Origin of the sequence: Rhizobium sp. WYCCWR 11152, assembly GCF_013087615.1 — a bacterium.
In the GTDB taxonomy this organism is placed as follows: domain Bacteria; phylum Pseudomonadota; class Alphaproteobacteria; order Rhizobiales; family Rhizobiaceae; genus Rhizobium; species Rhizobium indicum.
Genome location: NZ_JABFCP010000012.1, coordinates 84,288 through 109,201, shown reverse-complemented (window position 1 = coordinate 109,201; position 24,914 = coordinate 84,288). Strand labels below are relative to the sequence as shown.

General features: G+C 60.8%; 24 protein-coding genes. 15 read left to right on the top strand and 9 right to left on the bottom strand.

Translation table 11 applies throughout. The annotated features are described in order from the left end of the window. The first annotated feature begins 24 nt into the window (after window positions 1-24). Together G9X67_RS25945 and G9X67_RS25940 are read left to right on the top strand one after the other, a co-directional pair. On the top strand, window positions 25-729 hold the full coding sequence (locus G9X67_RS25945) for a response regulator (protein ID WP_138334549.1): 705 nt from the start codon (window positions 25-27) through the stop codon (window positions 727-729). Next, window positions 729-1,751, top strand: coding sequence for a HAMP domain-containing sensor histidine kinase (locus G9X67_RS25940; protein WP_138334550.1), 1,023 nt, complete (start codon window positions 729-731; stop codon window positions 1,749-1,751). The genes G9X67_RS25945 and G9X67_RS25940 overlap by 1 nt, the downstream gene beginning before the upstream one ends. 152 nt (window positions 1,752-1,903) lie before the next feature. Here the strand turns inward: G9X67_RS25940 and G9X67_RS25935 are convergent, their stop codons facing one another. The 7 genes from G9X67_RS25935 to otsB all read right to left on the bottom strand — a co-directional run bounded on the left by G9X67_RS25935 (window position 1,904) and on the right by otsB (window position 8,775). Beyond that, window positions 1,904-2,668 (bottom strand): SDR family NAD(P)-dependent oxidoreductase, encoded by a 765-nt coding sequence (locus tag G9X67_RS25935; protein ID WP_138334551.1) that lies wholly within the window; start codon window positions 2,666-2,668, stop codon window positions 1,904-1,906. Between the two features lie 43 nt (window positions 2,669-2,711). Then, entirely contained in the window at window positions 2,712-3,440 is a 729-nt protein-coding gene (locus tag G9X67_RS25930; RefSeq protein ID WP_138334552.1) for an SDR family oxidoreductase, read from the bottom strand. A gap of 26 nt (window positions 3,441-3,466) precedes the next feature. Continuing rightward, entirely contained in the window at window positions 3,467-4,726 is a 1,260-nt protein-coding gene (locus tag G9X67_RS25925; RefSeq protein ID WP_130722804.1) for a sugar ABC transporter permease, read from the bottom strand. Further along, on the bottom strand, window positions 4,723-5,544 hold the full coding sequence (locus G9X67_RS25920) for an ATP-binding cassette domain-containing protein (RefSeq protein ID WP_042954202.1): 822 nt from the start codon (window positions 5,542-5,544) through the stop codon (window positions 4,723-4,725). Before G9X67_RS25920 ends, G9X67_RS25925 begins: the two co-directional genes overlap by 4 nt. A gap of 71 nt (window positions 5,545-5,615) precedes the next feature. Beyond that, window positions 5,616-6,689: a sugar ABC transporter substrate-binding protein gene (locus G9X67_RS25915; protein ID WP_171600004.1), complete on the bottom strand. Its 1,074-nt coding sequence runs from the start codon at window positions 6,687-6,689 to the stop codon at window positions 5,616-5,618. A gap of 221 nt (window positions 6,690-6,910) precedes the next feature. Then, a complete protein-coding gene (locus G9X67_RS25910; RefSeq protein ID WP_138334554.1) occupies window positions 6,911-7,795 on the bottom strand; it encodes an AraC family transcriptional regulator in 885 nt (294 codons plus the stop codon). Window positions 7,796-7,995: 200 nt separating this feature from the next. Beyond that, window positions 7,996-8,775, bottom strand: a complete 780-nt coding sequence (gene otsB / locus G9X67_RS25905; RefSeq protein ID WP_171600003.1) for a trehalose-phosphatase — start codon at window positions 8,773-8,775, stop codon at window positions 7,996-7,998. A 124-nt stretch (window positions 8,776-8,899) separates the two neighbouring features. Between otsB and G9X67_RS25900 the strand changes: the two genes are divergently transcribed. The 5 genes from G9X67_RS25900 (at window position 8,900) to repC (ending at window position 14,970) form a co-directional block, all read left to right on the top strand. Further along, on the top strand, window positions 8,900-9,985 hold the full coding sequence (locus G9X67_RS25900; protein WP_138334733.1) for an ROK family protein: 1,086 nt from the start codon (window positions 8,900-8,902) through the stop codon (window positions 9,983-9,985). A gap of 693 nt (window positions 9,986-10,678) precedes the next feature. Next, on the top strand, window positions 10,679-10,996 hold the full coding sequence (locus tag G9X67_RS25895) for a hypothetical protein (protein WP_138334556.1): 318 nt from the start codon (window positions 10,679-10,681) through the stop codon (window positions 10,994-10,996). A 291-nt stretch (window positions 10,997-11,287) separates the two neighbouring features. Then, window positions 11,288-12,505 carry a plasmid partitioning protein RepA gene (gene repA / locus G9X67_RS25890; protein ID WP_017958286.1) on the top strand — a complete coding sequence of 406 codons (1,218 nt, stop codon included), beginning with the start codon at window positions 11,288-11,290 and terminating at the stop codon, window positions 12,503-12,505. Further along, a complete protein-coding gene (repB, locus tag G9X67_RS25885; RefSeq protein ID WP_138334557.1) occupies window positions 12,502-13,515 on the top strand; it encodes a plasmid partitioning protein RepB in 1,014 nt (337 codons plus the stop codon). Before repA ends, repB begins: the two co-directional genes overlap by 4 nt. A 174-nt stretch (window positions 13,516-13,689) precedes the next feature. Next, window positions 13,690-14,970 carry a plasmid replication protein RepC gene (repC, locus tag G9X67_RS25880; protein ID WP_138334558.1) on the top strand — a complete coding sequence of 427 codons (1,281 nt, stop codon included), beginning with the start codon at window positions 13,690-13,692 and terminating at the stop codon, window positions 14,968-14,970. A 29-nt stretch (window positions 14,971-14,999) separates the two neighbouring features. Here repC and G9X67_RS25875 read toward each other — a convergent pair whose 3' ends face one another. Continuing rightward, on the bottom strand, window positions 15,000-15,326 hold the full coding sequence (locus tag G9X67_RS25875; RefSeq protein WP_138334559.1) for a type II toxin-antitoxin system RelE/ParE family toxin: 327 nt from the start codon (window positions 15,324-15,326) through the stop codon (window positions 15,000-15,002). Then, a complete protein-coding gene (locus tag G9X67_RS25870; RefSeq protein WP_138334560.1) occupies window positions 15,326-15,607 on the bottom strand; it encodes a type II toxin-antitoxin system Phd/YefM family antitoxin in 282 nt (93 codons plus the stop codon). Before G9X67_RS25870 ends, G9X67_RS25875 begins: the two co-directional genes overlap by 1 nt. 220 nt (window positions 15,608-15,827) lie before the next feature. Here G9X67_RS25870 and G9X67_RS25865 point away from each other — a divergent pair, with 220 nt between their 5' ends. The 8 genes from G9X67_RS25865 (at window position 15,828) to G9X67_RS25830 (ending at window position 24,884) form a co-directional block, all read left to right on the top strand. Further along, window positions 15,828-16,820, top strand: coding sequence for an LLM class flavin-dependent oxidoreductase (locus tag G9X67_RS25865; protein ID WP_138334561.1), 993 nt, complete (start codon window positions 15,828-15,830; stop codon window positions 16,818-16,820). 24 nt (window positions 16,821-16,844) lie between these two features. Further along, on the top strand, window positions 16,845-18,194 hold the full coding sequence (locus G9X67_RS25860; RefSeq protein WP_138334562.1) for an LLM class flavin-dependent oxidoreductase: 1,350 nt from the start codon (window positions 16,845-16,847) through the stop codon (window positions 18,192-18,194). A gap of 17 nt (window positions 18,195-18,211) precedes the next feature. Next, window positions 18,212-19,411 carry a M20 aminoacylase family protein gene (locus tag G9X67_RS25855; protein ID WP_138334563.1) on the top strand — a complete coding sequence of 400 codons (1,200 nt, stop codon included), beginning with the start codon at window positions 18,212-18,214 and terminating at the stop codon, window positions 19,409-19,411. Further along, window positions 19,408-19,965 (top strand): GNAT family N-acetyltransferase, encoded by a 558-nt coding sequence (locus G9X67_RS25850; RefSeq protein ID WP_171600002.1) that lies wholly within the window; start codon window positions 19,408-19,410, stop codon window positions 19,963-19,965. The genes G9X67_RS25855 and G9X67_RS25850 overlap by 4 nt, the downstream gene beginning before the upstream one ends. 37 nt (window positions 19,966-20,002) lie before the next feature. Beyond that, entirely contained in the window at window positions 20,003-21,778 is a 1,776-nt protein-coding gene (locus G9X67_RS35330) for an amino acid ABC transporter permease/ATP-binding protein (protein WP_171600001.1), read from the top strand. Between the two features lie 92 nt (window positions 21,779-21,870). Next, window positions 21,871-22,815, top strand: coding sequence for an ABC transporter substrate-binding protein (locus tag G9X67_RS25840; protein WP_171600000.1), 945 nt, complete (start codon window positions 21,871-21,873; stop codon window positions 22,813-22,815). Window positions 22,816-22,883: 68 nt separating this feature from the next. Then, window positions 22,884-23,819, top strand: a complete 936-nt coding sequence (locus tag G9X67_RS25835) for an ABC transporter substrate-binding protein (protein ID WP_138334567.1) — start codon at window positions 22,884-22,886, stop codon at window positions 23,817-23,819. 30 nt (window positions 23,820-23,849) lie between these two features. Beyond that, complete coding sequence (locus G9X67_RS25830; RefSeq protein WP_138334568.1) at window positions 23,850-24,884, top strand: LLM class flavin-dependent oxidoreductase; 1,035 nt, start codon at window positions 23,850-23,852, stop codon at window positions 24,882-24,884. Window positions 24,885-24,914 lie beyond the last annotated feature (30 nt).

The following is a 24,914-nucleotide window of genomic DNA, read 5'->3' as shown; positions in this document are numbered from 1 at the left end:
CGATAAACCAACGCAGGACCGGTGATGGCGCCCCGCATTCTCGTCGTCGATGACGAACCCCACATCCGCGACGTGATCTGCTTCGCCCTTGAGCGCGGCGGCCTGGCCTGGATGGCCGCCCGCAACGGCACCGAGGCGATGGCGGCCTTCCGCCGTGGCAACATCGATCTCATCATCCTCGATATCGGCATGCCCGACATGGACGGCCTGGAAGTCTGTCGCCAGATCCGCAAGACGTCGGGATTGCCGATCCTGTTTCTTTCGGCGCGTGACGAGGAGATCGACAAGATACTGGGTCTCGAAATCGGTGGAGACGACTATGTCACCAAACCATTCAGCCCGCGCGAACTCGTGGCTAGGGTCAAGGCGATTTTGAAGCGCAGCAGCAATGAAGTGGGGCCCGACAGACGCCACGCCACCCTTGTCGCCGGTGAACTCAGCCTGGATCGGCGTGGCAGGACGGTCATGTTTGGCGAGAGCACCATCGCAATGACAGCGCTCGAATTCGCAATCCTGGACGCATTGTTGTCACGCCCCGATATGGTCTTCAGCCGCGAACAGCTGATGGAGGCGGCCTATGGCGCCGGAACCTATGTCGCTGACCGGACGATCGACAGCCATATCCGCAACATTAGGGCCAAATTCCTGGTGGCCGGCGGTTCCGCGATCATTGCAACCGTTCACGGGATCGGCTTCAAACTCGGCATCGAAAGCGGGAGGAAGGGCTGATGCCGGCACCGAAAGTCAGGACGAAATGGCGGCCGACGCTGGCGCTGATCGTCTATGTGGTGCTTCTCGCGGTCATGGCGCTGCCGATCCTGATCGTTATCTGGTTTCGTGCCGTGGAGGCGAGTTCGAACCGGATGGCACCGGCGGAGATCGGCGCCCTCGCGGTCGCCTTCCTGCTGACGCTCGGCGTTGCTTATGTGCTGACGCGCACCATCACCGGGCCTATCGACGCTTTGATCGCCCGGACGGAGGAGATCGCCCGCGGTGGCAAGGGAGCAATCCGGCCGCTGGAAAGCTATGGAACGTACGAGATCGCTTTGCTGTCGCAAAGCTTCCTCGATCTTGCCGGAAAACTGGTCGATCGCACCGAATATGTCCGTTCCTTTGCCGCTCATGTCTCCCACGAACTGAAATCGCCGCTGACGGCGATCCGCGGGGCGGCGGAGCTTCTGCGTGACGATGATGCCGAAAGGCCGATGACGAAGGCGCAGCGTTTGCACTTTCTCGACAACATCGTCGCCGATGCAGTCCGGCTCGACGCATTGTTGCAGCGGTTGAGAGAGCTTGCGCAGGCGGAAACGCCCGTGGCCGAGGGCAGAAGCAGCGTCACCGACATCTTATCCTCACTGCGCGGGCAGTTTCCCGCCCTCCATATTTCCGGCGCAGGCGATACGGAAATTTCGGTTGCTCTTCCCCAGGAAGCAGCCGGCATCGCCTTTGCCAACCTTGCCGAAAACGCTCTTCAGCACGGCGCCACGCTGTTGGAACTCAGAGTATCGGCCGATGGCCGAACAGCCGTCATTCTTATCCGTGACGACGGCAGCGGTATCTCCGAGGCAAATCGTCAACGCATCTTTCAGCCGTTCTTCTCAACCCGCCGCGAACAGGGCGGCACCGGCATGGGCCTCGGTATCGTCCGCGCCATGCTGAGCTCCCATGGCGGTACGATCCGCCTGCTGCAGACGACCGGCGCAGGCACCGAGTTCGAAATCACCATGCCCGTGCAAATCTTATCCGGCTGAGATCGCACAGATGCGATGTGCGGCGGAACTGGCTGAGGGGCCGCAATTTGTCTTCGAGGCCCACTCCACGATTATATACGCAGGAGGGAGAGAAATTCCCTCCCCCGACCAAGCGGCTGCGAGCCACCCTCCCCCAATCTCGTATTCGCGTCTCACCGCGTCGTATAACCGCCGTCGATAACCAGCACTTCGCCGGTGACATAACTTGCCGCCGCCGAGCAGAGGAACAGGGCAGCACCCGCCACCTCCTCCGGCTGCCCGACGCGTCCCATCGGGGTCATGCTGCGCCAGGTCGGGAACCAGTCGGGATTTTCGATGCCGCCGCGCGACAGATCGGTTTCGATATAGCCCGGCGCGATGGCGTTGACGCGGATATTCTCGGCGGCGACCTCGCTGGCGAGGCTCTTCGTCATCATATGGACCGCCGCCTTGGAGGTGTTATAGGCGACCTGGTTCTGCGGAATATTAGAAACGATGCCCGAGATCGAGCCGATATTGAGGATGACGCCGCCGCCCTGGCGCCGCATCGGTGCGAGTGCGGCGCGGCAAGTGCGGAAGACGGTGTCGACATTGACGGTCATGATCTCCCGCCAGATGGCATCGGAGAACTCGCCGCTGTCGCCATGAATGGCGATGCCGGCATTGTTGACGAGGATGTCGAGCCGCCCCGCCCGTGAGAGGGTCTCAGTGACGAGTTCGTCGGCAGCAATTTCATTCATCAAGTCGGCAGCGATGAAATCGCAATCGACGCCGGCTTTGGAGAGCCGGTCTTCCGCCGCTGAATTACGGGTTCGTCCGGTGATGATGATCTTGGCGCCCGCCTCGCCGAGCGCCTCGGCGATCGCAAGCCCGATGCCGCGCGTGCCGCCGGTGATCAGCGCCACCTGTCCGTTCAGGCGAAATCTGTCGAAGATCATGTCCGTTTCCTCTCGGCGGTTGTTGAAGGCGATCGCACTTGCGTCAGATGTCGGCGCTCTGCGGCAGGATAACGAGATCGCGGATCGTAATGTTGCGTGGGCGCGTCAGCATGAAAAGCACGGCTTCGGCCACTTCGTTCGCCTCCATCAGGCCGCCCGCGGCGAGCGCCTCATCCAGCTTCTCCTGCGGCCAGTCGCTGAGAAGGGCGGTGACCACGGGGCCAGGAGCGACAGCGCCGACACGCAAGCCATGCTTGGCCACCTGCCGCCTCAGCGTATGGACGAATGCCTGGACCGCATGTTTCGAGGCGGTGTAGATCGGCTCCCAGACGACCGGGATCATGCCGGCAACGGAACTCGTCAGGATGATATCGCCGGTCTTGCGCTCGACCATATGCGGCAGAACCGCATGCACCGAACGGAATGCGGCGTTGATGTTCAGATTGAGCATCCGGTCCCAGGCATCAGGGTCGCCACCCAATACCTCACCGCCGATATAAGAGCCGGCATTGGCGTGGAAGATATCGAGTTGGCCCGCTTTTTCGAGAATTTGCGGCATCATCCCTTCGACGCTTTTCGGATCGGTGAGATCGATGACCAACGGAATGGCGCTCGCGTCGAGTTTCGAGCAGATCTCCTTCAAGGCTTCCTCGTTGCGGTCGACCAGCACGACCCGAGCGCCCGCGGCAAGCAAAGCCTTGGCGCATTCAAGGCCGATACCCGACGCCGCTCCGGTGACGGCCGCGACTTTTCCAGACAGATCCTGTCCCATTTTCTTCCTCTGTTTTCCTGGTTGGTTTAGGCCCGGCCGTGCGAGATCCGCGATCGGCGTGCCAGCGAGTCGACGATGACGGCGACGGCAAGGACGGCGCCCGTGATCATGTATCGAAGCGACGATGACAGATCGAGAAGCGTCAGCCCGCTGGCAATCGACTGAATGACGATGATGCCGAGAAGGGCTGAATAGGCACTGCCGCGCCCGCCGAACAGGCTCGTGCCGCCGATAACCGCTGCGGCGATGGCGTTGAGATTGACGTCGCCTGTGCCGGCCTGCTGACTTGCCGTCGCCAGCCGTGCGGCGGAAAGCACGCCGCCGGTTGCCGCAAGCAGAGCGCACATGACGAAGGCGCTCGTATAGATGCGCGAGACGTTGATGCCCGAGCGGCGCGCTGCTTCCCTGTTGCCGCCGACGGCATGCATGGAGCGTCCCCATTTGGTGCGCGTCAGCGCATAATTCATGGCGGCGGTGAGCCCGACGAAAAGGCCGAACATCCACGGAATGCCGCGCGACTGGTTGAGATAGAACGCGACAGCCTCCAGGGCGAGTGTGATGATGACGGCGCGCAGAAGCAGCCCACGGGCCGATTTCGCCGACAGGCCTGCCGCCCGCCGGCGCGCCGAGGTGCGGTAGCTGGCGAAGAAAAAGGCAATGCCGGCGAGCGCCACCAGCAGATAGGCGACCGGGTCCGGCATGACCATGATCTGGCCGAAACTCACGAGCCAGGAACCATAGGGAAGATTGATCGAACCGGTCGCTCCGAGGATATAGAGCTGCAGGCCGAGAACCGCGAGCAACCCCGACAGCGTCGACACGAAACTCGGCATGCCGAAGCGGTTGAAGACAAACGCGTAGAGCGAGCCGATCAGTGCGCCGACAATCATTGCGGCGAGGACTGCCAGGACCACTGGCCAACCCTGGTTGACCCAGAAGACGCCGACCAATGCCGAGGCGAAGCCGCTGACGGAGCCGACGGATAGGTCGATCTCACCCACCATCAGGATACAGACGATACCCAGCGAGATGACACCGACCGTCGAGCAGTCGAACAGCATGTTGACGAGGTTGCTGCTGGAGAGAAACACGGGATTGAGTGCCTGGAACACCGTCCAGATGATCGCCAGGCCGACAATGACCGGCAGCGAACCGAGATCGCCGGAGCGGATGCGATCCCAAAAGGCCTGGATCGAGCCGCCGAAACTATCGTCATGGCGTACTCTCTCGTCACGCCGGTCGAGCAGCGCCGGTGCCGCCGGATCATTCTCGATAGTCTTCATCATGGCCTTCCCTCCTCGTTCGGTTGGCTTTGCGCCTGGCGGCGCGACGCACGGCGGGAGACGGAATTGTTGGATGCACCGGTGATGGCGCTGACGAGCTGCTCGTTGGACGCGTCGGGCAGCATGGTGCCATTGTTGCGGCCGAGGCGAAGGACGACAATGCGATCGGCAACGGCGCGCACATCCTCCATATTGTGGCTGATCATGATGACAGCGAGGCCGCGTTCCCGCACACGCTCGATGAGGTCAAGCACTTCGGCAGTCTGAGCAACGCCAAGCGCTGCTGTGGGCTCATCGAGCATGATCAGTTTCGGCTCGAGCAGCAGCGATCGGGCGATCGCTACCGTCTGGCGCTGTCCGCCGGACAGTGAGGCGACGGGCTCGCGCACACTTGGAATGCGGGCCGAAAGCTCGTTCAAAAGCTGCCAGGCGCGGATCTCCATGGCGACCTCATCGAGCTGATAGGGACTGAGCTCTTTGCCGAGAAAGATATTGGCGACGACGTCGAGATTTTCGCAAAGTGCCAAATCCTGGAACACCGTTGCAATGCCGAGCCCGAGAGCAGCACTTGGGCTCGGCAGGTTCACCGGCTTGCCCTCGAACAGGATCGTGCCCGAGCTTGGCTGGTGCACGCCAGCCAGGATCTTGACCAGCGTCGATTTGCCGGCGCCGTTGTCGCCCACGAGCGCCACGACCTCACCGGCATGCACATCCAGTTCGATATCGGTGAGCGCCGACACCGCCCCGAAGTTCTTCGATATTCCGCGCAGGCTGAGGACAGGCTGACGGGAAGGGTCAGGAATATGAGAGGTTTCAGACATTGCCTGGCCTTTCGAAAAAGCGAAAATCGGAAGCGCGGCCGGTGGCCCAGCCGCGCTTTCTCTTGGCTCGATTACTTGGTGATGCCGAGCTTCTTGCAGCCGTCGGCATAGCGGCCGGTGCACAACTCCTCGGCGGTGTTGATCTTCTTGTCGATGATCTCGGCCTTGAGGTTTTCGGCAGTGACGACGGCAGGGACGAAAAGCTGCGCCGGTGTGTCGTAGAGCGTCATTTCGGCCTTCGGTGTTTCTCCGGCCAGGAGCTTCACCGCGACGTCGGCAGCGGCAGCGGCGACGATTTCGCTCGGCTTGGAAATCGTATTGTACTGATCCCCCGCGATGATCAGCTGCAGTGCAGCGATCGTCGCATCATTGCCGGTCACCGGCGGCACGGGATCGACACCCGCTGCCTTGAAGGCTGCGATGGCGCCACCACCGGTGCCATCATTGGCGGCGACCACGCCGACGATCTGCTTGCCGAAGCGGGTGATCTGGCCGCCCGCCCATTGCTGGGCGTTCGCGGGCTGCCAGTTCGGTGTGTCGAATTCGGCAAGCGTCTTGTATCCGCCGTTCGCCAGACCCTCGTGAATGCCGTCCTTGATCAGCCCGGCAGCCGCATCGGTCGGTGAACCGTTGATCTGCAGAATGCCGCCGCCATCGGTCGGCACCTTCTGCGCCTTCAGATGCTGGACAAGCGATTCCGCAATCGCCTTGCCGATCGCCTTGTTGTCGAAGGAGACATAGAAATCGGCCTTGCCCTTCGGGATAGGACGGTCATAGGCAATGACCTTGACACCCTGGCTCTGTGCAAGCTGGACGAGCGATGCGGCCGCCGCCGAATCCACCGGGTCCAGCACGATGACCTTGGCGCCTTGCGTGATCGCCGAATTGAACTGTTGCTGCTGTTTGGCGATATCGGCATCGGCGTTCTGATAGAGAACCTTGCACGACGCGCAAAGCTTCTTCATTTCCGCGACAAAGCCCGGATGGTCGTGCTCTTCGTAGCGGGTCGAGCCCTGGTCGGGCATGAGGAATGCCACTGTCGCATCCGCAACGGCCGTTTGCGCAAAGGCGGAAGTACCGCCCAACAAGGACAGGACAAATACCGCGGCGCCTACCGCCTTTGTTGAGAATTTCATCATTTCCATCTCCTCCCATTGAAAAAATTGTGTAGATTCGTGATTGCACTGTTCTGCTGTGGCCGTTCGGCTGAAGGAACGGTCGCGCTTGTCCCGACGGTTTGGCGTTTTTGAGGACAAGCATCTCCGATCGCGAGCCGCTCATCGCGTGCCCGCGTTCAAGTCAGTGTCAGTTTTTGTTCCTCCTCCTTGTCCTCCCTCGTCCCTTGGATCGTGCTCGTTCGGCTCCTCTAGGCCGCCTTTGCCACGTTGATATTGTCACCCAACAACCGTCGGAAACGGGAAGGCGTCATGCCTTTTTCCGCGAGAAACTGCCGGTTGAAGTTGGACAGATTGTTGAAGCCGACCTCGAAGCAGATATCGATGATCGATGCGTGCTCATCGCTCATCAGGATCTGGCAGGCGAGATTGATGCGCAGGCGTTTCACATACTGTACCAGCGACATGCCGGTATGACGGCGGAATGCGCGCGAAAAGGCGCCGGTCGACTGTTCGGCGATCGCCGCGAGATCGGCTTCGTCGAAGGATTTTGTCAGGTTCTCTCTGATATAGGCGAGCGCCTTGTTGATGCCGGCCGACATGTAGCCCGACGGATCGGGCAGATAGCTCGGACTGGCAAGGAGCTGGGCATCGTGCGCCCGACTGAGCAGGCCGATGATCATCATGAAGAGCTCGATGCGGCGCACACCGTGGGCCTGCTGCACCTCATTCATCAAAGGAGCAACCTGCCGGCTGGTATCGGCGCCGAAGAGCACACCGCGGCGGGAGGCTTCGAGAACAGGTTCGAAGGGGCCGAGTTCGGCCAGCACCTTCATCGTATCGCTGATGAAGCCCTCGCTGAACTGGATGAGCTGGCATCGAAGCGGAATGCTTGAGCCCTTCGGGACATCGCTGATCCAGTTGTGGGGAAGATTGGGACCAGCAAGAACGAGATTACCAGGCTCGAATTCGCCGATGAAGTCGCCGACGAAATACCGTCCTGTCGTCGCCACGACGAGATGAAGTTCGTATTCCGGGTGAAAATGCCAGCGAACCGTATGGTATGGATAACCGTGCGCCTTCGTCGCGAAAGATTCGCCCGGCCTGATCTGAATGACTTCCAAGTCAGGTTCCATTGTCTCCTCCTCCGAGGACGGTTCCAGGCCCGCCAGCCAAATTCCCTTTTTGGCTTTATTGTTGAAGGGAGTGTAGTGGGCTCTTGTCACGCCCGCCACCACGATTCCCGGCTAAAACCGATACTTTTTTGACAATTGACGCTGCGCAGCCGGCGTAAAGACGACAGCAATCCGCATTGCACATCGTTCAAGAGCGTTCCTCAGGCGGCCAAGGCGGCAATGACGTTTCTAACCAGCGCAGAGGAGGACAGCCGGCTCGTGGCGCAGCTCGGGGAGCCGATCGCACCGACACGGACGGAAACGCCGCCGCGGGCATTGGCGACCGCAAACATCGACTCGTCGGTCAGATCATCGCCGATGGTAATCGGGGAGCGGTTCTTGAACGGGTCGGACTGGAAAAACCGCTCCAGCGCATCGCCCTTGCTCGACCGTGCCGGACGCAGTTCGAATACCATCTTGCCGAGCTGCAATGCCCAGTTCGGCCCGGCGAGCTCCGCATAGTAGTGCATGCGGTCTTCGAGCACCTTTTCATACTCGGGCGCGAGCCGGTAATGGGCGGCAACGGCCGCACCTTTATCCTCGATCAAGACTCCAGGATAGTGCTCGGCTTCCGCGGTTAGCGCATGCTTCAGCGCCTGAAATTCAGGTGTCGCCTCGATCGTCTGCATTCCAGCGGCGTTCCTGATTTCCGCGCCGTGCAGGCCTGCTGTCGGAAATGCAAAGGGCTTGAACAGCTCGTCTGCATAGGCAAGTGATCGTCCTGTGACCAGCGCCAGGGCACCGCCGAGCTTGTTCGACAGGCGATGAAGTTGTCCGGGAAGCGCCTCTGGGACCTCGATCGCATCCGGCGTGGGCGCAAGATTGAGCAGCGTCCCGTCGATATCGAGAAACATCGCCCAGTGATCCGGCTCTTCCAAGACCAGTGAAAGCATTTCCTGAGTAGCGTCGTCGTCCTGCACGGCATTCTCCAAACTCTGCAACCATGGAACCTAGGTCGCCGGCCGACAAGGACAAGGTGGCTTTTCAGACTCCGGAACATCCAGAGGCTAGTCCGCGTTGTATCTCGCCGCCCGTTCGAGCACTCGCGCCGTAGAAGGTACATTGATGGCCAAAAGCAGTTCCGATCCCCGTGATGAGGTCAATGCCCCGCTGGCACATGGCGCTCTAAACCTGCCATTGGTGACGATCGACGACTACAACAACGAACTGCGTGACAAGGATGGTTTCGTTGGCGACAACGCAAACAAAAAGACGTTCCAACAGAAGCTCGACGATTGGAGAAAACGCATCCGCAAGGTCGGAGACGACCCAATCGGCAAGACCGCGACGGAGAAACTCTCCAAGAAAAAAATCGATGCTATTTTGAAGGGCGATGATTTGGAGGCGGCGGCGTTGGTCATGGGGGCAGTCGAGGACTTTGCGCAAGACTTTGCCGATGTGATCGGAAAGTTTCTGAAGGACAAACGCTGGGGAAAGACAGAACGTATCGTCGTTGGCGGCGGCTTCCGTCGGAGCCACTTTGGCGAATTGGCGATCGCCAGGACCATGGTCATTCTCAAAGCGGCCGGCGTCGACGTCGAAGTCGTGCCGATCGTTCACCACCCCGATGAGGCCGGGCTGATCGGCGCGGTCCACCTGATGCCGCGCTGGATGTTCAAAGGTCACGAGGCGATCCTGGCCGTCGATATCGGCGGCACGAACGTTCGCGCCGGCGTCGTTCAATTCGGAAAGGACGATGTGCCGAATTTTGCGGATGCAAGCGTCTGGGAATCCGCCATCTGGCGTCATGCCGACGATGAGCCAAGCCGGACTGCGACCATCGAGAAGTTGGCCGCGATGTTGCGGGATCTGATCGGCAAGGCCGAGAAGGCCAATCTCAAGCCGGCACCCATCATCGGGATCGCATGCCCCGGCATCATCAAAGCCGATGGCTCCATCGAACGCGGCGGACAGAACCTGCCGGGCGGAAACTGGGAGAGCGACAGCTTCAACCTTCCCGCCGCACTGATGAAGGCCATTCCGGAGATCGGTGACGACAGCACATTCGTGATGATGCACAACGACGCCGTCGTGCAGGGATTGTCGCAGATCCCTTTTATGAACGACGTGTCGAGATGGGCAGTGCTGACCATCGGCACGGGGTTGGGCAATGCGCATTTTACGAATCGCGAGGCAACGAAGGCGCGATAGTGGAATGCCTGCCTCGTGCAACTCTGCAGGCAGGAACGCGGGCTCGGCCGCCGCCGTGCCGCATTATGGTAAATAGCAGGTAAACAAGAAGGAATTCCGTAGACGGAAGCGAACTCGCCAATAGATTCCGCTAGGAAAGATGGCCGCTTTGCGAAACATGGAGGTGAGATCTGGTCGATCGGGCTGGCAACAATGTCTGCGAACGCACGATCGTTACCAGCACTGTCGATGATACCCGCCGAAACCTGATTCGCCTAGCATGCGCTGTTCTCATCGTCGCGGTTAAGGACGCCCCGGGATGTAGGCAACCTTATTCGCGCTCAACTGCGGCATGTGATTAGACTGGTGCCATCGACCTGGCCTGGCGATTATCGGATCTCCGGACAAGCGAACCGCAACCCCTTGACGCCAGCCGCCCCTCTGCATTCCACCGACTTAGATCGGCATGAAAATTCCGGCTGCAGCTCCCCTCCCCCGATGGTCCGCAGCAGCAACGCGCCCCTATAGTAAGACCCACATCGGAGTCTCGGAATTCTGCGATGCCGCATGATCCGAGACAGCCCGGTTCGCCGGTGCCGGCAAGATAGGCCCCTTCATGGCAGGCCGCTTCTGCGCGCCACTCTTCGGTCCCCGCGCGCGGAAGCGATCCGAGACGGCGAGCGTCGCTGCCGAAGGCGCATTTCAGAGCGGCGCTTGCAGATGGAGGTCTCCCCTCCCCTTTCCCGCGTCGCATCGGAAAAGATGGTGATAACGCCGACGGGCGGTTCTCGGCAGGTTCAAATTGCGCTTATCTCTACGGCTTCACGCAATCGATGCGCAGACGAAAGATGGATGATGAACTTCAAGGGAATAAGCGCTCCGCTCAATGCCGGCCGTCTCGAACAAATGCTCGGCCTTGCTCAGCCACGCCGCGTTGCCGAAACCCAAGACGCAAAAGACAAGGCCTCCGGCAGCGAATCCGTCCGCGGGCTGGAAGCGGAAAATCTGTGCCGTTCGTCTGCCTATAAATGAGAAACGGATTGCCTGATCCGGCATGCCCAAGCGGCGGATGTTGTCCTCCAGTGAGTCGGTAATGGAGTTCTGCCGTATTGAAATATGCTGAGATGCGCTGAGGGTGGCCGTCGATGGATGCGGACACGGCGGCATTGTCAGCTGACAATTGAGCTAAGATTCCGGAATTCCACGTGATTTTTTCATCGAATCCAGTTTGTTATCCATTGGCTAACCAAGAAATCGCTTGACGGAATCGGCAGACTCACGATCATTTGCGCAAAATGACCCGATTTATCAGGATTTGCGTGAATGCCGACCAAGGCCGCGATTGTTGAGAAAGCCAAGAGAGCGAGTCGAGTATCGATCGACGAGACGATCGCGCAGGACTCGACGATGCTCAGCAGCCAATTGCAAGTGCTGTTCGAGCGGTTGTTTTCGCCCGATGCCCGCAAATCGCTACGGCGGTTCAGCAGCACCGAGACTGCCAAGCTGCTCGGCGTTACCGACAGCTATGTTCGTCACCTCGCCGCCCAGGTGGAAAGCATCAATCCGGAAAAGACGGCGGCCGGTCGACGGGTGTTCTCGCTTGAGGAAATTCATGCAATGCGCCACCATCTTGGGCGCACCAAACCCTCCTATCTGCCGATGCGCCGGCCGGGTGACCATCTCCAGGTGATTGCCGTCACCAATTTTAAAGGCGGCTCCGGCAAGACGACGACATCAATCCACCTGGCGCAGTTCCTGGCTCTTCGCGGCTACCGCGTGCTCGCCGTCGACCTCGATCCGCAGGCCTCGATGTCGGCGATGCTCGGATATCAGCCCGAATTCGACGTCGGCGAAAACGAGACGCTTTACGGTGCCATCAAATATGACGAAACGCGACGCGACGTAGCCGACATCGTCCGCCAGACTTATTTTCCGGGGCTCGATCTCATTCCCGGCAATCTCGAACTGCACGAGTTCGAACACGATACTCCAAAGGCACTCGCCGACACCAACCGCGACGACAAGGACATGTTCTTCATGCGGGTCGGCAATGCGCTGCATTCGCTGGAGCAGAGCTACGACGTCGTCATCATCGATTGCCCGCCGACCCTCGGCTTCCTGACACTGTCTGCTCTCTGCGCGGCAACGTCCGTCCTCATCACCGTCCATCCGCAGATGCTCGACGTCGCGTCGATGAACCAGTTCCTGACGATGACCTCCGACCTTCTGGCCGTGGTCAAGCAGGCAGGCGGCAATCTCGATTATGACTGGATGCGTTATCTGATCACCCGCTATGAGGCCAATGATGGACCGCAGGCGCAGATCGTCGCCTTCCTGCGCAGTCTGTTCGGCGAGCGCGTGCTGACCTCGATGATGGTCAAGTCGACAGCGGTCTCGGATGCGGGCCTGTCCAAGCAGACAATCTACGAGGCGGGACGCGAGACGATGCATCGCCAGACCTATGACCGCGGGGTGGAATCCGTCGACAGCGTCAATGCCGAGGTCGAGCAACTCATTCGCAGCGCATGGAGCAGGACATGAGCCCAAAAGGACGCGACATCCTGAAGAGCATGGTCGGTGCCGTCGAGCCAACACGGCCGGAGGTGCCGAGCGTGCAACAACCGCATCGGCCATCGGGAGCGGTCAAGGCGATGAACCTGTCGCTTGGACGGCTGGGAGAGGAAGCAGCCGCCGCCAAGGCGCTGCGCGAATCGCTGGCTTCCGGTGACAAGGTGCTGGAGATCGATCCGGCTGCCGTCGAAATGTCCTTCATCCGCGACCGTATCCCGGTCGACAAGGATGCCGAGTTCGAGCGATTGAAGCAGTCCATCCAGGAAAGCGGACAGCAGGTTCCGATCCTGGTGCGGCCGGACCCGGCAAGGGCCGGGCACTACCAAGCCGCCTATGGCCACAGACGCCTGCGGGCGGCCGCAGAGATCGGGGTTCCTGTTAAGGCCGTCGTGCGGAAGCTCACAGATGAAGAGTTGATCCTCGCGCAGGGTCAGGAGAACGGCCCCCGTGTCGACTTGAGCTTTATCGAGCGGGCCCTGTTTGCACGCCGCATGGATGAACATGGCTTCAGCCGCGACATGATTGCCAAGGCGCTGGCGACAGACAAGCCGGAAACGTCAAGGCTGCTGCAGGTGGCTCAGACGATTGATCCCGAGATCATTCTTGCCATCGGGCCGGCCCCCAAGGTCGGCCGCCCGCGCTGGTTGGCATTTGCGGAGAAATTCAGGGAGACGGGCGGGCAGAAAAAGGCGCAGGCAGCCATCAGTGCCGCTGGTTTCGGGACGTTGGAGACCAACAGCCGCTTCGATGTCATCTGGAAGGCACTGGAGGAGAAGAGCGCACCGCAGCGGGCCGAGCAGACGCTCCGGACCCAAGGGGGGGCGCCGCTTGCTTTGGTGGCCCGCTCCGGCAAAACCTTTCGCATCACCGTCAAATCGGCGGCGTTTTCGGAATTCCTGGCTCAGCGGTTGATAGGCCTCGCCGCCGAGTTCGAAGAGGAAATGAGGGAAAATGAGGCAGTTAGACCGGTTGTCAGCTGACAATCCGGATAGGAGATAACGCGCAAAAGAAAAAAGCCCCCGAACGTCACCGTCACGGAAGCTTTCCTCGTAGTCTTGAACACCTCCGAGAATCGCACTTCCGAGAATCGCTGTCAAGAGTTTTTGGCGCCGTTTTGGCGAGCGGATTTCTTTTGCCTTGTTGAGGTGGAAGATATGGAAACCGGAAGTGTGACGACGCCCTTCGGGCGGCGGTCGATGACGCTTGGCATGCTCGCAAACCAGGTCATGGCCGGGGAGATCAAACCGGATCAGTCGGTCGATAAGTGGAAATTGTTTCGCGCGCTGTGCGAAGCAAAGCCGCTGCTTGGCATCGGCGATCGGGCGCTTGCCGTGCTCAACGCGCTTTTGAGCTTTTATCCGAAGAATGAGCTGGCCCAGGAAAACGGCTTGATCGTATTCCCGTCTAATATCCAGCTTTCGCTCAGAACGCATGGCATGGCCGAACAGACCGTCCGGCGCCATCTTGCCGCGCTCGTCGAGGCAGGTCTTCTGCTGCGCAAGGATAGCCCCAACGGCAAGCGTTACGTCCGCAGGGACAGGGCAGGGGAGGTCGACGAGGCGTTCGGCTTCTCGCTGGCGCCGCTGCTTGCCCGTGCCGAGGAGATCGAACAGCTCGCGGCCGAGGTGATGGCTGAGCGGCTGCATGTCCAGCGTCTGCGTGAACGCATCACCCTTTGCCGCCGTGACATTGCCAAACTGATCGAAGCGGCCGTCGAAGAAGAGATCTCTGGGGATTGGCAAGGCCTATACCGCGAATTCCGGGACCTGATCGAAGGCCTGCCGCGATCGCCGACGACAGCGCAGCTTGAACTGTTGCTGGATGAATTGAAGGCCCTGCGCGCAGATATTCTTAACCGGCTGGAAATTCGGGTTAAATCAACAGAACAGCGCGGCAATGCCGTTTATATCGAGCGTCACATACAGAATTCAAATCCCGAATCCATCTCTGAACTTGAACCAAGCTTCGAAACGAAGCAGGGCGCGATAGCTGAGCAAGACAATGACCGAGGGGCCGTGACGCCAGAGAAGGGGAGGGGTGAGGAAGAGCAAAGTCGACGGCCGGAGGTCCGCAATGATGGTAGCGGACTGAAATCCTTCCCGCTCGGATTGGTTCTGCAGGCCTGCCCGGAAATTCTTGCCTATGGGCCGGATGGCGTAATCCGCAACTGGCGCGATCTGATGGCCGCAGCCGTCATCGTTCGATCGATGCTGGGCGTCAGTCCGTCGGCCTATGAGAATGCGGCCAATGTGATGGGTCCGGAAAACGCCGCGACGGTGATGGCATGCATCCTGGAGCGTGGCGGCCACATCAATTCGGCCGGTGGCTATCTTCGTGGGCTGACGCGGCGAAGCGAAAAGGGCGAATTCGCGATCGGCCCGATGCTGATGGCACTTCTGCGGGCAAATGCGCCGGCCGGGCGGAAGGTTGGATAGTGTTCAACCTTCCTGTGGGCAGCGTATGGCTAAGCGCGGATAAGCCTTCGCTCCAGAAAACTCTGCATGTCGCGACGTCCGTCTACGACGCAGTAGACGACGACGTCCGTGCCCAGGATCCGATAGATCATGCGCCACGGCTTATGGTGCAGTTCCCGATATTCGGAAATTCCGATACCCACCAACTCCTTCGGAATATTTCCGCGGGCGGGGAATTCTTCAAGCTCGGCGCAGGCACTCTCGATTTCCGTCAGAATGCGCTCTGCCGTCTCGGCGCCGTCGCGGCTAGCGATGAAGCGATAGAGATCCTCAATGTCGTGTTCCGCGTCCTCAGCGAAAAGAACACGATATGGCATCAGGATTGGCTGTCCGCCAGACGTTTGCGGATGCGCGCGAAGGATTCCGCAGCGGGGCGCAGTTTGCCCTCCTCGACTTGCCGGTTGGTGAGCGCCAGCACCTTCAGGAGCGCCAGTGTCTCCTGTGTTTCTTCATATTGGCCGACGTCCTGAAGGATGGCTTTCGCCTCTCCGTGAAGCGTAATGACGACCGGCTGCGGATTATCCTTCAATGTCCGGATGATCTCCGGCGCATGCGCCTTGAGATAGCTGATCGGCTTGACCTGTCCTGACAGCTTCATGCGGCTACTCCCTTTCGACCAGAATATAGACCACAAAGTGGTCGATTGAAAGAAGCCTTTCGATGCCGGCGGCACACATTCCCGGCATCCGATTTCCCATCTTGGCTGCGGCCGCTTTTTTCACTCAACGCGTTCGAAAGAGAATGCCATTTCTTATAATGAAGTTTGTCTACTGATTTTATAGACTAAACTTTGCAACCAAGGATCGGATCGTGGTGCCATGACCTACCTCCTCAGTCTTCTCGACAAAAGCCCGATCGAACAGGGTCTAACGGCCGCGGATGCACTGCGGGCGACGGTCAAGATTGCCGCCCGGGCCGAGGAACTTGGTTATCACCGTTTCTGGGTCGCCGAGCATCATAACATGTCCAATCTGGCGAGCTCCGCGCCGGAGGTACTGATAGCCTATCTTCTCGCCAGGACCTCGAGGATCCGCATCGGCTCCGGCGGCGTCATGCTACAGCACTACAGCGCGTATAAGGTTGCCGAGACCTTCAATCTTCTGGCATCGCTTGCGCCCGGCCGCGTCGATCTCGGTGTCGGCAAAGCGCCGGGCGGATTTCCGCTCTCGACGCGCGCCCTGCAGCTTGCCGTCGATCCGGCCAGGAAGCCGGATTTCGCGAGCCAGCTTTCCGATCTCAACATCTATCTCGCCGCCGACCCGAATTACGACGGCGCGCAGGCAACACCTTTCCCGCCGACTGCTCCCGAACGTTTCCTGCTTGGCGCCAGCCTCGAAAGCGCCGAGCTCGCTGCCGAGAAGGGCTGGGAACTCGTTTTCGCCGGTCATTTGAACGGCGATCCTGACAATCTGCGCAGAACCTTTGAGGCTTATGAGCGGGCATCCGGCGGCAAGCGCCCGATCCTGGCGCTCGCAGCCTTTGCCGCCGAAAGCGAGGACTATGCCCGCGAGCGCGTCGGCAGGTTGCGCATCGTCAAGGTGTTCCTGCCGAACGGCCAGACCGTCAATGTCGGCAGCGAGGAGCAGGCGGCCGAATTTGCCCGCCAGGCCGGCGTCACCGATTACCGCATCGAGGAAAAGGTGCCGAGCGTGCTGCATGGCACGGCGGAGCAGATCCGCAAGGAACTGGACGAACTTCACCGCCGCTACGGGGTCAAGGAGTTCGTGCTCGACACGCCGGCACTTTCGGTTGCCGAGCGCCTGGCTTCCATCGAGCTGCTCGCCAAGGAGCGGCTTTCCCTCGTCGCCTGACCGTTTCCAAGGAGGATTGATCCCATGGCTCAAAAACACGTCACGTTCGGCATCATGCTGCAGGGTCCCGGCGGTCACATGAATGCCTGGAAGCATCCAAGCGGACCGGCGGATGCCAGCGTCAATTTCGATTTCTTCGTCAAGACGGCGCGCAAGGCCGAGGCGGCCGGCATCGCTTTCGCCTTCGTTGCCGACGGGCTCTACATCAACGAGCAGTCGATCCCGCATTTCCTCAACCGGTTCGAGCCGATCGCCATTCTCTCGGCGCTCGCCGCCTCGACCTCGAAGATCGGCCTCGTCGGCACGGTCTCGACCTCTTACAGCGATCCCTTCACCATCGCCCGCCAGTTCGCCTCGATCGATCTCATCAGCGGCGGCCGGGCAGGGTGGAATGCGGTGACCTCGCCGCTCGAAGGCTCGGGGCGGAATTACAGCCGCGAACATCCCGAACACGAGCTGCGCTACGAGATTGCCGAGGACTATATCGATGCGATCAAGGGCCTGTGGGATTCCTGGGACGACGACGCCTTCGTCCGCAACCGTGAGACCGGCGTCTTTGTCGATAAGACGAAGATGCATCGCCTCAACCATAAGGGCCGCTTCTTCCGCGTCGAGGGGCCGCTCAACATCGGCCGTTCCAAGCAGGGCCAACCCGTCGTTTTCCAGGCGGGGGCCTCGGATTCCGGCATTCGGCTCGCCGGCAAACATGCCGACGCGGTCTTCACCAATGGCGGGCCGTTCGAGGAGGCGCAGGCCTTCTACCGCCAGCTCAAGGACAGCGTGATTGCCCATGGCCGCAGTGCCGCGGAAGTCGGTATTTATCCGGGTATCGGACCGATCGTCGGTGTGACGCAGGAAGAGGCGGACGCCAAGTATCAGGCGATCCGCACCCTCGTCACCATAGAAGAGGCGCTGCTCTATCTCGGCCGCTTCTTCGATCATCACGATTTCAGCGTCTATCCGCTCGACGAGCCGTTCCCCGAACTCGGCGATATCGGCAGGAACAATTTCCGCGCCACCACCGACCGCATCAAGAAGACGGCGCGGGAGAAGGGCTTGACGCTCCGGCAAGTGGCGCTCGATTCGGCAACGCCACGCACGGCCTTCATCGGCACGGCCGGTCATATCGCCGACGAGATCATCCGCTGGGTGGATCATGGTGCTGCCGACGGCTTCATCCTCGGTTTCCCTGTCATCGCCGAAGGCTTCGATGATTTCTCCACATACGTTCTGCCGATACTCACGGAGCGCGGCTATTTCGATCCGGCCCTGAAGGGCGAGACGTTGCGCGACCATCTGGGTCTGCCCTTCCGCGAAAGCCGCTATGCGGCGTGCGCGGAGCAGGTCGAGCGCGGAAAGGCTGTCGGCGCCTGAGGCGCCGACGAACCGTCATGAACATCATCGCTCAGAACCCGCGCAGCAACGATCCGGTCGAGAAGGGTATCGCCGCCTATCTCGACGAGATCATCGCGCTTCGCCACGATCTGCATCAATATCCGGAGCTTGCGTTCCAGGAGCTCAGGACCAGCAAGCTCGTGGCATCCCGCCTTTCCTCCTGGGGCTATGAGGTGGCGACGGGCATCGCCGGAACCGGCATCGTCGCCACCCTCAGGCGCGGCGAGGGCAAAAAGCGGATCGGCATCCGCGCCGACATGGACGCGCTGCCGATCGAGGAGGCGACCGGTCTTGCCTATGCCAGCAGCAATCCCGGCGTCATGCATGCCTGCGGCCATGACGGGCATACGTCGATCCTGATCGCCGCCGCCCGTTATCTCGCTGAGAGCGGCAATTTCAGCGGCACGCTGAGGCTGATCTTCCAGCCCGCCGAGGAAATTGGCGCCGGCGCCCGCAAGATGATCTCGGAAGGCCTGTTCGAGCGTTTTCCTGTCGATGCAGTCTTCGGGCTGCACAATTGGCCGGGTGTGCCGGCAGGACAATTCGGCTTCGTCGCCGGCTCCGCCATGGCTTCGGTCGACAAGGCGATCATCAAGATCATCGGCAAGGGCGGCCATGGCGCCGAACCGCACCGGACCGTCGATCCGGTGCTGGCTTCCGCCTCCTTCATTACCGCGCTGCAGAGCGTCGTCTCGCGCAATGTCGATCCGCAGGAGATGGCGGTCGCCACCGTCGGCTCGATCCATGCCGGCTCCGCCTCGAACGTCATCCCTGAGAGCGTCGAGATGAAGCTCACCATGCGGGCCTTCAGCGAGACGGTTCGCGAGCTGTTGCGAGAGCGCATTCCCGCCCTTGCCCGCGCCCAGGCCGAAAGCTTCGGCGCCGAGGCGGATGTGAATTACCGTCTCGGCTTTCCGGCGCTAATCAACCATGCGGCGGAGACGGCCTTTGCCCGTGACGTCGCCTATGACGCACTCGGCCCCGCGGCGATCGAGAAGGATTTCCGGCCGAGAACCGCGAGCGAGGATTTCGCCTTCATGCTGCAGGCAAATCCCGGCAGCTACCTCTTCGTCGGGAATGGCGACAGCGCTCCTCTTCACAGCGCCCACTACAATTTCAACGACGCGATCATCGCGCCGGCCGCCCGCTACTGGGTGCGGCTCGCCGAAACCTTTCTCACTGATGACAACGGGTGATGAACGATATGAGCGATACGTTTCTCTATACCAGCCCTCTCGACCCGCGCGCCAAACCGCTGATCGATGAATTGATCTACGAGTATGACAGCCGCTACGGCAACTATTTCAATGCCGAGGGCGCTGCGGCCGAGCTAAACCGCTATCCTCCTGAAGCCTTTGCGCCGCCTGACGGCAATTTTCTCCTGTTGATCCGTGATGGCGAGACCATCGGCGGCGGCGCCTTCAAGAACTATGACGAACGCACGGCCGAGTTCAAACGCATCTGGACGCGCTCCGATCTGCGCCGTCAGGGCCTTGCCCGCAAGGTGCTGGTGGAACTGGAGGCCCAGGCCGCCCGCCAGGGCTATGCCCGCATCTACCTGACGACCGGTTTTCGCCAGCCCGAAGCCGTCGGCCTCTATCTGAACTACGGCTACACCGCTCTCTTCGACATCTCAGCCGATCCAGAGATCTACAAGAGCCTGCCCTTCGAGAAGGACATCAGCCATCTCGTTGAGCCTGCTCTCGAAGACGCCGAACCGCACCTGCGCGTGGCCGGCGCAAATTTCTGAAAACGGCAAAGACCGACAATTACAAAAGGGAAGCACAATGGCACTGACGACGGATTTCGCCGGCATCGACCCCGGCAGCAGGACGGCAGGATCGAAGGATTATTCCCGTTACCGCATCGTGCCGGCGCGTCATCCGGGCCGCCTGGCAGGCACGATCTTTGCCGCCGTCGTCATCATCGCCGTGCTCTATTCCATCTTCACCAATCCGCGCTGGGGTTGGGGCGTCTTTGCTGAATGGTTCTTTGCCGAACCAGTGCTCGTCGGTCTCGGCAGGACGCTGCTTTTGACCGTGCTTGCCGCCATATCCGGTTCCATCCTCGGAACGGCTCTGGCGCTCGCCCGCGTTTCCAAGTCGCCGCTGCTCTCCGGTCTTTCCTGGGGCTATATCTGGCTGCTGCGCTCGATTCCGGTCATCGTGCTGCTGCTGATCCTGAACAATCTCGGCTATCTCTACGAGACGATCAAGATTGGCATTCCCTTCACCGATACCGTTTTCCTCGACTATCCCACAGTGCAATTGCTGACGCCCTTTGCCGCCGCCTTTCTCGGCCTGACGCTCAACCAATCGGCCTTCTTCGCCGAGATCGTGCGCGGCGGCATCCTCGCTGTGGATCACGGACAGTTGGAGGCCGCCGCAGCACTCGGTCTGCCGCGCCGCCGCCAGGCCTTCCGCATCGTGCTGCCGCAGGCCATGCGCTCGATCCTGCCGACCGGCTTCAACGAACTCATCGGATTGGCGAAGAGCACCTCCATGGTCTACGTTCTGGCGTTGCCGGAGCTCTTCTACACGGTTCAGGTGATCTACCGCCGCAATCTCGAAGTCATTCCGCTGCTGATGGTCGCGACCATCTGGTATCTGATCATCATGACGGTGCTGTCGATCGCTCAGCGCTATATCGAGCGCTACTTCTCCAAGGGTGCCGTGCGCAACCCGACGCCGTTGCCCTTCCAGGCATTTTTCGAGCGTTTCCGCCGTCCGCTGCCTGTCCTCGATACGGCGACCGACACCGTGCGCAAGATCGGTTTCCGCGATGCTGCGACGCTGCGGGCAGCAGGCGGCGCGGTGCGCATCCACGGTATCTCCAAAAGCTTCGGCTCGCTGAAAGTGCTCGATGATGTCGAGCTCAGCCTTCCCGCAGGCAGCGTGACCACCATCCTCGGTCCGTCCGGCTCGGGCAAGTCGACGCTTCTGCGCACCATCAACCACCTGGAGCGTGTCGATGAGGGTTTCATCTCGGTGGACGGCGATTTCGTCGGCTACAGCAGGAAGGGCGACACGCTCTACGAGCTCAAGGAGAAGGATATCCTCAAACGCCGCGCCGATATCGGCATGGTCTTCCAGAGCTTCAATCTCTTCCCGCATCTGACCGTGCTCGAAAACCTCATCGAGGCACCGATCCAGGTTCGCGGCATCGGCCGTGAGGACGCCGTGCAGCTGGCGCAGGAGCTGCTGGCACGCATCGGCCTCAGCGACAAGATCAATGCCTATCCGCGCCAGCTTTCCGGCGGCCAGCAGCAGCGTGTCGCGATCGCCCGCGCACTGGCGCTCCGCCCGAAGGTGCTGCTCTTCGACGAGCCGACCTCGGCGCTCGATCCGGAGCTCGTCGGCGAAGTGCTCGACGTCATCAAGGAACTTGCCCGCACCGGCACGACGCTCGTCATCGTTACCCATGAGGTCGGTTTTGCCCGCGAAGTCGCCGACACGGTCGTCTTCATGGACAGCGGCCGCATCCTGGAGGCTGGGCCGCCGGCCCGCATCTTCGCACAAGCGGAACATCCCCGTACGCGGGAATTCCTCGCCAAGGTTCTCTAGCGCCTGATAGCGCTGGCGAAATGCCGGGCCGCGACGGGCTGCTCCGGCCGAATAACAATAACCACAACCTAAAGATGAAATGGAGAAGGGGCATGACATTTACAGATAGGGCAAGGCTTCTGATAGCGGGAGCCGTCACCATTATCGCGATCGGTTTCGGTTCCGCTCAGGCGCAGCAGAAGTTCGATCTCAGCCCCGAGCAGCCGAACCGGCTGCGGGTGGAAAAGAACGAGAAGCGCATTGCCGAAGTCAAGGACTTCAAGTTCGTCGAAAGTGGTGTCTTCACCGTCGGCATCAGCTCGAGCGGCAATCTGCCGCTGCATGATTATGCCTCCGATTCTAAGACGGTTATCGGTTACGACGTCGATCTGGCGCAGGCCATTGCCGACAGCCTGGGCCTGAAGCTCGAATTGGTTTCTGTTGCCTGGGCCGATTGGCCGTTGGGGCTGACCTCCGGAAAGTTCGACGCGGTGATCTCCAACGTGACGGTCACGGAAGAGCGCAAGGAGAAATTCGATTTCTCGACCTACCGCAAGGACGAGCTTGGCTTCTACGTCAAGTCCGACAGCCCGATCACCTCGATCAAGCAGCCGAAGGATATTGCCGGCCTGAAGGTCATCACTGATGCCGGCACCAACCAGGAGAAAATCCTGCTGGAATGGGACCGCCAGAACGTCGCCGCCGGCCTGAAGCCCATCGAGGTGCAATATTATGACGACGACGCGGTCAAGGATCTCGCCGTCCAGTCCGGCAGAGCCGACACCGTCTTCAGCGTGAACGCGACGCAGGCCTATTCGGCGGGGATCAACGGCAAGACCAAGCTTGTCGGCACCGTCAGCGGCGGTTGGCCGATCACGGCCGAAATTGCCGTCACCACACGCAAGGGCAGCGGCCTGGCAGCGCCCTTGACCGATGTCGTCAACGACCTGATCGCCAGCGGCGCCTACCGGAAGATCCTCGATACGTGGAACCTCGGTCCGGAGGCGATCGACAAGGCCCAGACCAATCCGCCCGGCCTACCGAAGAGCGGCTCCTGATCGATCCCTATTGGGCCGGCGGCATTGCTGCCGGCCATTCCTGCCTGACAATTTGGAGATTAAAGACGATGATTGCCCTTCCGGCATTCCGGACCCTGCTGATCGCCGCCATGGCGTCGGCCCTTTCCTTTGGCGCAGCTCAAGCGGCCGAGGATTTCGACCTTAGCCCGGAACAGCCGGGCCGGCTTCACGCCGCCAGGAACGATGCGGCCATTGCCGCAATCCCGAAGGATTTCAAATTCGTTACACCCGGCAAGTTCACCATCGCCGTCAGTCCCGGCGGCCCGCCGCTTGCCACCTATGCCACGGATGCGAAGACCGTGGTCGGGGCAGATCCCGATTATGCCTATGCCATCGCCGACAGCCTCGGCCTGACGCTGGAGATCGTGCCGGTCGCCTGGATCGACTGGCCGCTCGGCCTCGCCTCGGGCAAGTATGATGCCGTCATCTCCAATGTCGGGGTCACCGAGCAGCGCAAGGAAAAATTCGATTTCTCTACCTACCGACAGGGCCTGCACGGTTTCTTCGTAAAATCCGACAGTCCCATCACCTCGATCAAGGAGCCCAAGGATGCGGCAGGCCTCAGGATCATTGTCGGGGCCGGCACCAACCAGGAGCGTATCCTGGTGAAGTGGAGCGACGAGGATGTCGCCGCGGGCCTGAAGCCGATCGAACTACAATATTACGACGACGAGGCGGCAAGCCTTCTCGCGCTGCGGTCCGGCCGGGCCGATGTCATCGTCCAACCGCATGCACAGCTCGTCTTCATCGCCGCGCGCGACAAGAACATCAAGCGCGTCGGCACGCTGAGCGCCGGCTGGCCGGATCGCTCGGATGTCGCGATTACCACCCGCAAGGGAAGTGGGCTGGCCGATGCGCTGACTGTCGCCACCAACGGCCTGATCAAGGATGGCACCTACGCAAAAATCCTCGACCACTTGCATCTTTCCGAGGAGGCCTTGCCGGCATCCGAGACCAACCCGCCCGGCCTGCCGAAATACTGATCATCGGATGGCACGAGTGGAAGGGACGACATGAGCGGCCGCAACATATCCATCAGCCATATCGGCTTCCTCACCCCCGGCAATTATCCCGACGACAATCCGTTGTCGGGATTGGAGCAGACGCTTGAGCAACTGCAATATGGCGAAGATCTGGGCTTCGACAGCGCCTGGGTCCGCCAGCGGCACCTGGAGCCTGGAATCTCTTCCGCGAGCGCCTTCCTGGCGGCGGCGACGCAGCGAACCAGCCGGATCGAGCTCGGAACCGCAGTCATTCCGATCGGTTATGAAAGCCCTTATCGGCTGGCCGAAGACCTCGCCACCGTCGATATTCTGTCGCGTGGGCGGCTGAATATCGGCGTCAGCGCCGGACGGCCATTGCATGCAGACCTGATCGCCCCGCTTGTCTTCGACGGCGACTGGACGGGCTACGATTTCTCGCATGAACGCGTGCTGCGCTTTGCCGACAATCTGCGCGGCACTTATCTCGGCGACGAGCAGACCTTGATCAAGACGCCCTTCGGCCCGCAGCGGCCACGCCTGCAGCCTTATGCCAAGGGACTGATCGACCGGATCTGGTATGGCGGCGGGTCGCAGCGCTCGGCCGAATGGGCCGGCCGCAATGGTTTCAACCTGTTGACCGGCAATGTGATCACGGGTGAGGGGACCGATGATTTCTTCACCGCGCAATCGCGGCTGATCGAAACCTATCGCGCCGCCGGCACGCAGCGCCGGGTCGCGCTGGGCCGCGTCATCGTGCCTTTCGACAGCGCCGATGCGGCAACGCGCCGCCGGTATCGAGACTATGCCGATGGCCGCCAAGAGCGGACGCTTTCGCCGCAGGGCGAGCGGCGCACCCTGTTCGCCCGTGATATTGTCGGCACATCGGACGAGATATTGGCGCAGCTTTTTGCCGATCCGATTCTGCCCGAGGTCGGTGAGTTGAGGCTGGAGCTCCCTTACGAGTTCGAGCGCGAGGAGTATCGACAGATTCTCCACGACTTCGTGACAACAATCGCACCGGAGCTCGGATGGAAAGCGCCATCCGAAGTTAGATCCGCCTCCTGAAAATGCCGTCGCCCATTCGACGCCAGAACA

Excerpts from the sequence above, each read along its gene's own strand:
- G9X67_RS25910 (WP_138334554.1), bottom strand. The coding sequence starts at position 7,795 with ATGGAACCTGACTTGGAAGTCATTCAGATCAGGCCGGGCGAATCTTTC.
- G9X67_RS25840 (WP_171600000.1), top strand. The coding sequence starts at position 21,871 with ATGACATTTACAGATAGGGCAAGGCTTCTGATAGCGGGAGCCGTCACC.
- G9X67_RS25870 (WP_138334560.1), bottom strand. The coding sequence starts at position 15,607 with ATGAAGCTGTCAGGACAGGTCAAGCCGATCAGCTATCTCAAGGCGCAT.
- G9X67_RS25835 (WP_138334567.1), top strand. The coding sequence starts at position 22,884 with ATGATTGCCCTTCCGGCATTCCGGACCCTGCTGATCGCCGCCATGGCG.
- G9X67_RS25925 (WP_130722804.1), bottom strand. The coding sequence starts at position 4,726 with ATGATGAAGACTATCGAGAATGATCCGGCGGCACCGGCGCTGCTCGAC.
- repA (WP_017958286.1), top strand. The coding sequence starts at position 11,288 with ATGCCGACCAAGGCCGCGATTGTTGAGAAAGCCAAGAGAGCGAGTCGA.
- G9X67_RS25940 (WP_138334550.1), top strand. The coding sequence starts at position 729 with ATGCCGGCACCGAAAGTCAGGACGAAATGGCGGCCGACGCTGGCGCTG.
- G9X67_RS35330 (WP_171600001.1), top strand. The coding sequence starts at position 20,003 with ATGGCACTGACGACGGATTTCGCCGGCATCGACCCCGGCAGCAGGACG.
- G9X67_RS25855 (WP_138334563.1), top strand. The coding sequence starts at position 18,212 with ATGAACATCATCGCTCAGAACCCGCGCAGCAACGATCCGGTCGAGAAG.
- G9X67_RS25930 (WP_138334552.1), bottom strand. The coding sequence starts at position 3,440 with ATGGGACAGGATCTGTCTGGAAAAGTCGCGGCCGTCACCGGAGCGGCG.
- G9X67_RS25935 (WP_138334551.1), bottom strand. The coding sequence starts at position 2,668 with ATGATCTTCGACAGATTTCGCCTGAACGGACAGGTGGCGCTGATCACC.
- G9X67_RS25920 (WP_042954202.1), bottom strand. The coding sequence starts at position 5,544 with ATGTCTGAAACCTCTCATATTCCTGACCCTTCCCGTCAGCCTGTCCTC.
- G9X67_RS25915 (WP_171600004.1), bottom strand. The coding sequence starts at position 6,689 with ATGGAAATGATGAAATTCTCAACAAAGGCGGTAGGCGCCGCGGTATTT.
- G9X67_RS25900 (WP_138334733.1), top strand. The coding sequence starts at position 8,900 with ATGGCCAAAAGCAGTTCCGATCCCCGTGATGAGGTCAATGCCCCGCTG.
- G9X67_RS25865 (WP_138334561.1), top strand. The coding sequence starts at position 15,828 with ATGACCTACCTCCTCAGTCTTCTCGACAAAAGCCCGATCGAACAGGGT.
- G9X67_RS25875 (WP_138334559.1), bottom strand. The coding sequence starts at position 15,326 with ATGCCATATCGTGTTCTTTTCGCTGAGGACGCGGAACACGACATTGAG.
- repC (WP_138334558.1), top strand. The coding sequence starts at position 13,690 with ATGGAAACCGGAAGTGTGACGACGCCCTTCGGGCGGCGGTCGATGACG.
- G9X67_RS25860 (WP_138334562.1), top strand. The coding sequence starts at position 16,845 with ATGGCTCAAAAACACGTCACGTTCGGCATCATGCTGCAGGGTCCCGGC.
- repB (WP_138334557.1), top strand. The coding sequence starts at position 12,502 with ATGAGCCCAAAAGGACGCGACATCCTGAAGAGCATGGTCGGTGCCGTC.
- G9X67_RS25945 (WP_138334549.1), top strand. The coding sequence starts at position 25 with ATGGCGCCCCGCATTCTCGTCGTCGATGACGAACCCCACATCCGCGAC.
- G9X67_RS25830 (WP_138334568.1), top strand. The coding sequence starts at position 23,850 with ATGAGCGGCCGCAACATATCCATCAGCCATATCGGCTTCCTCACCCCC.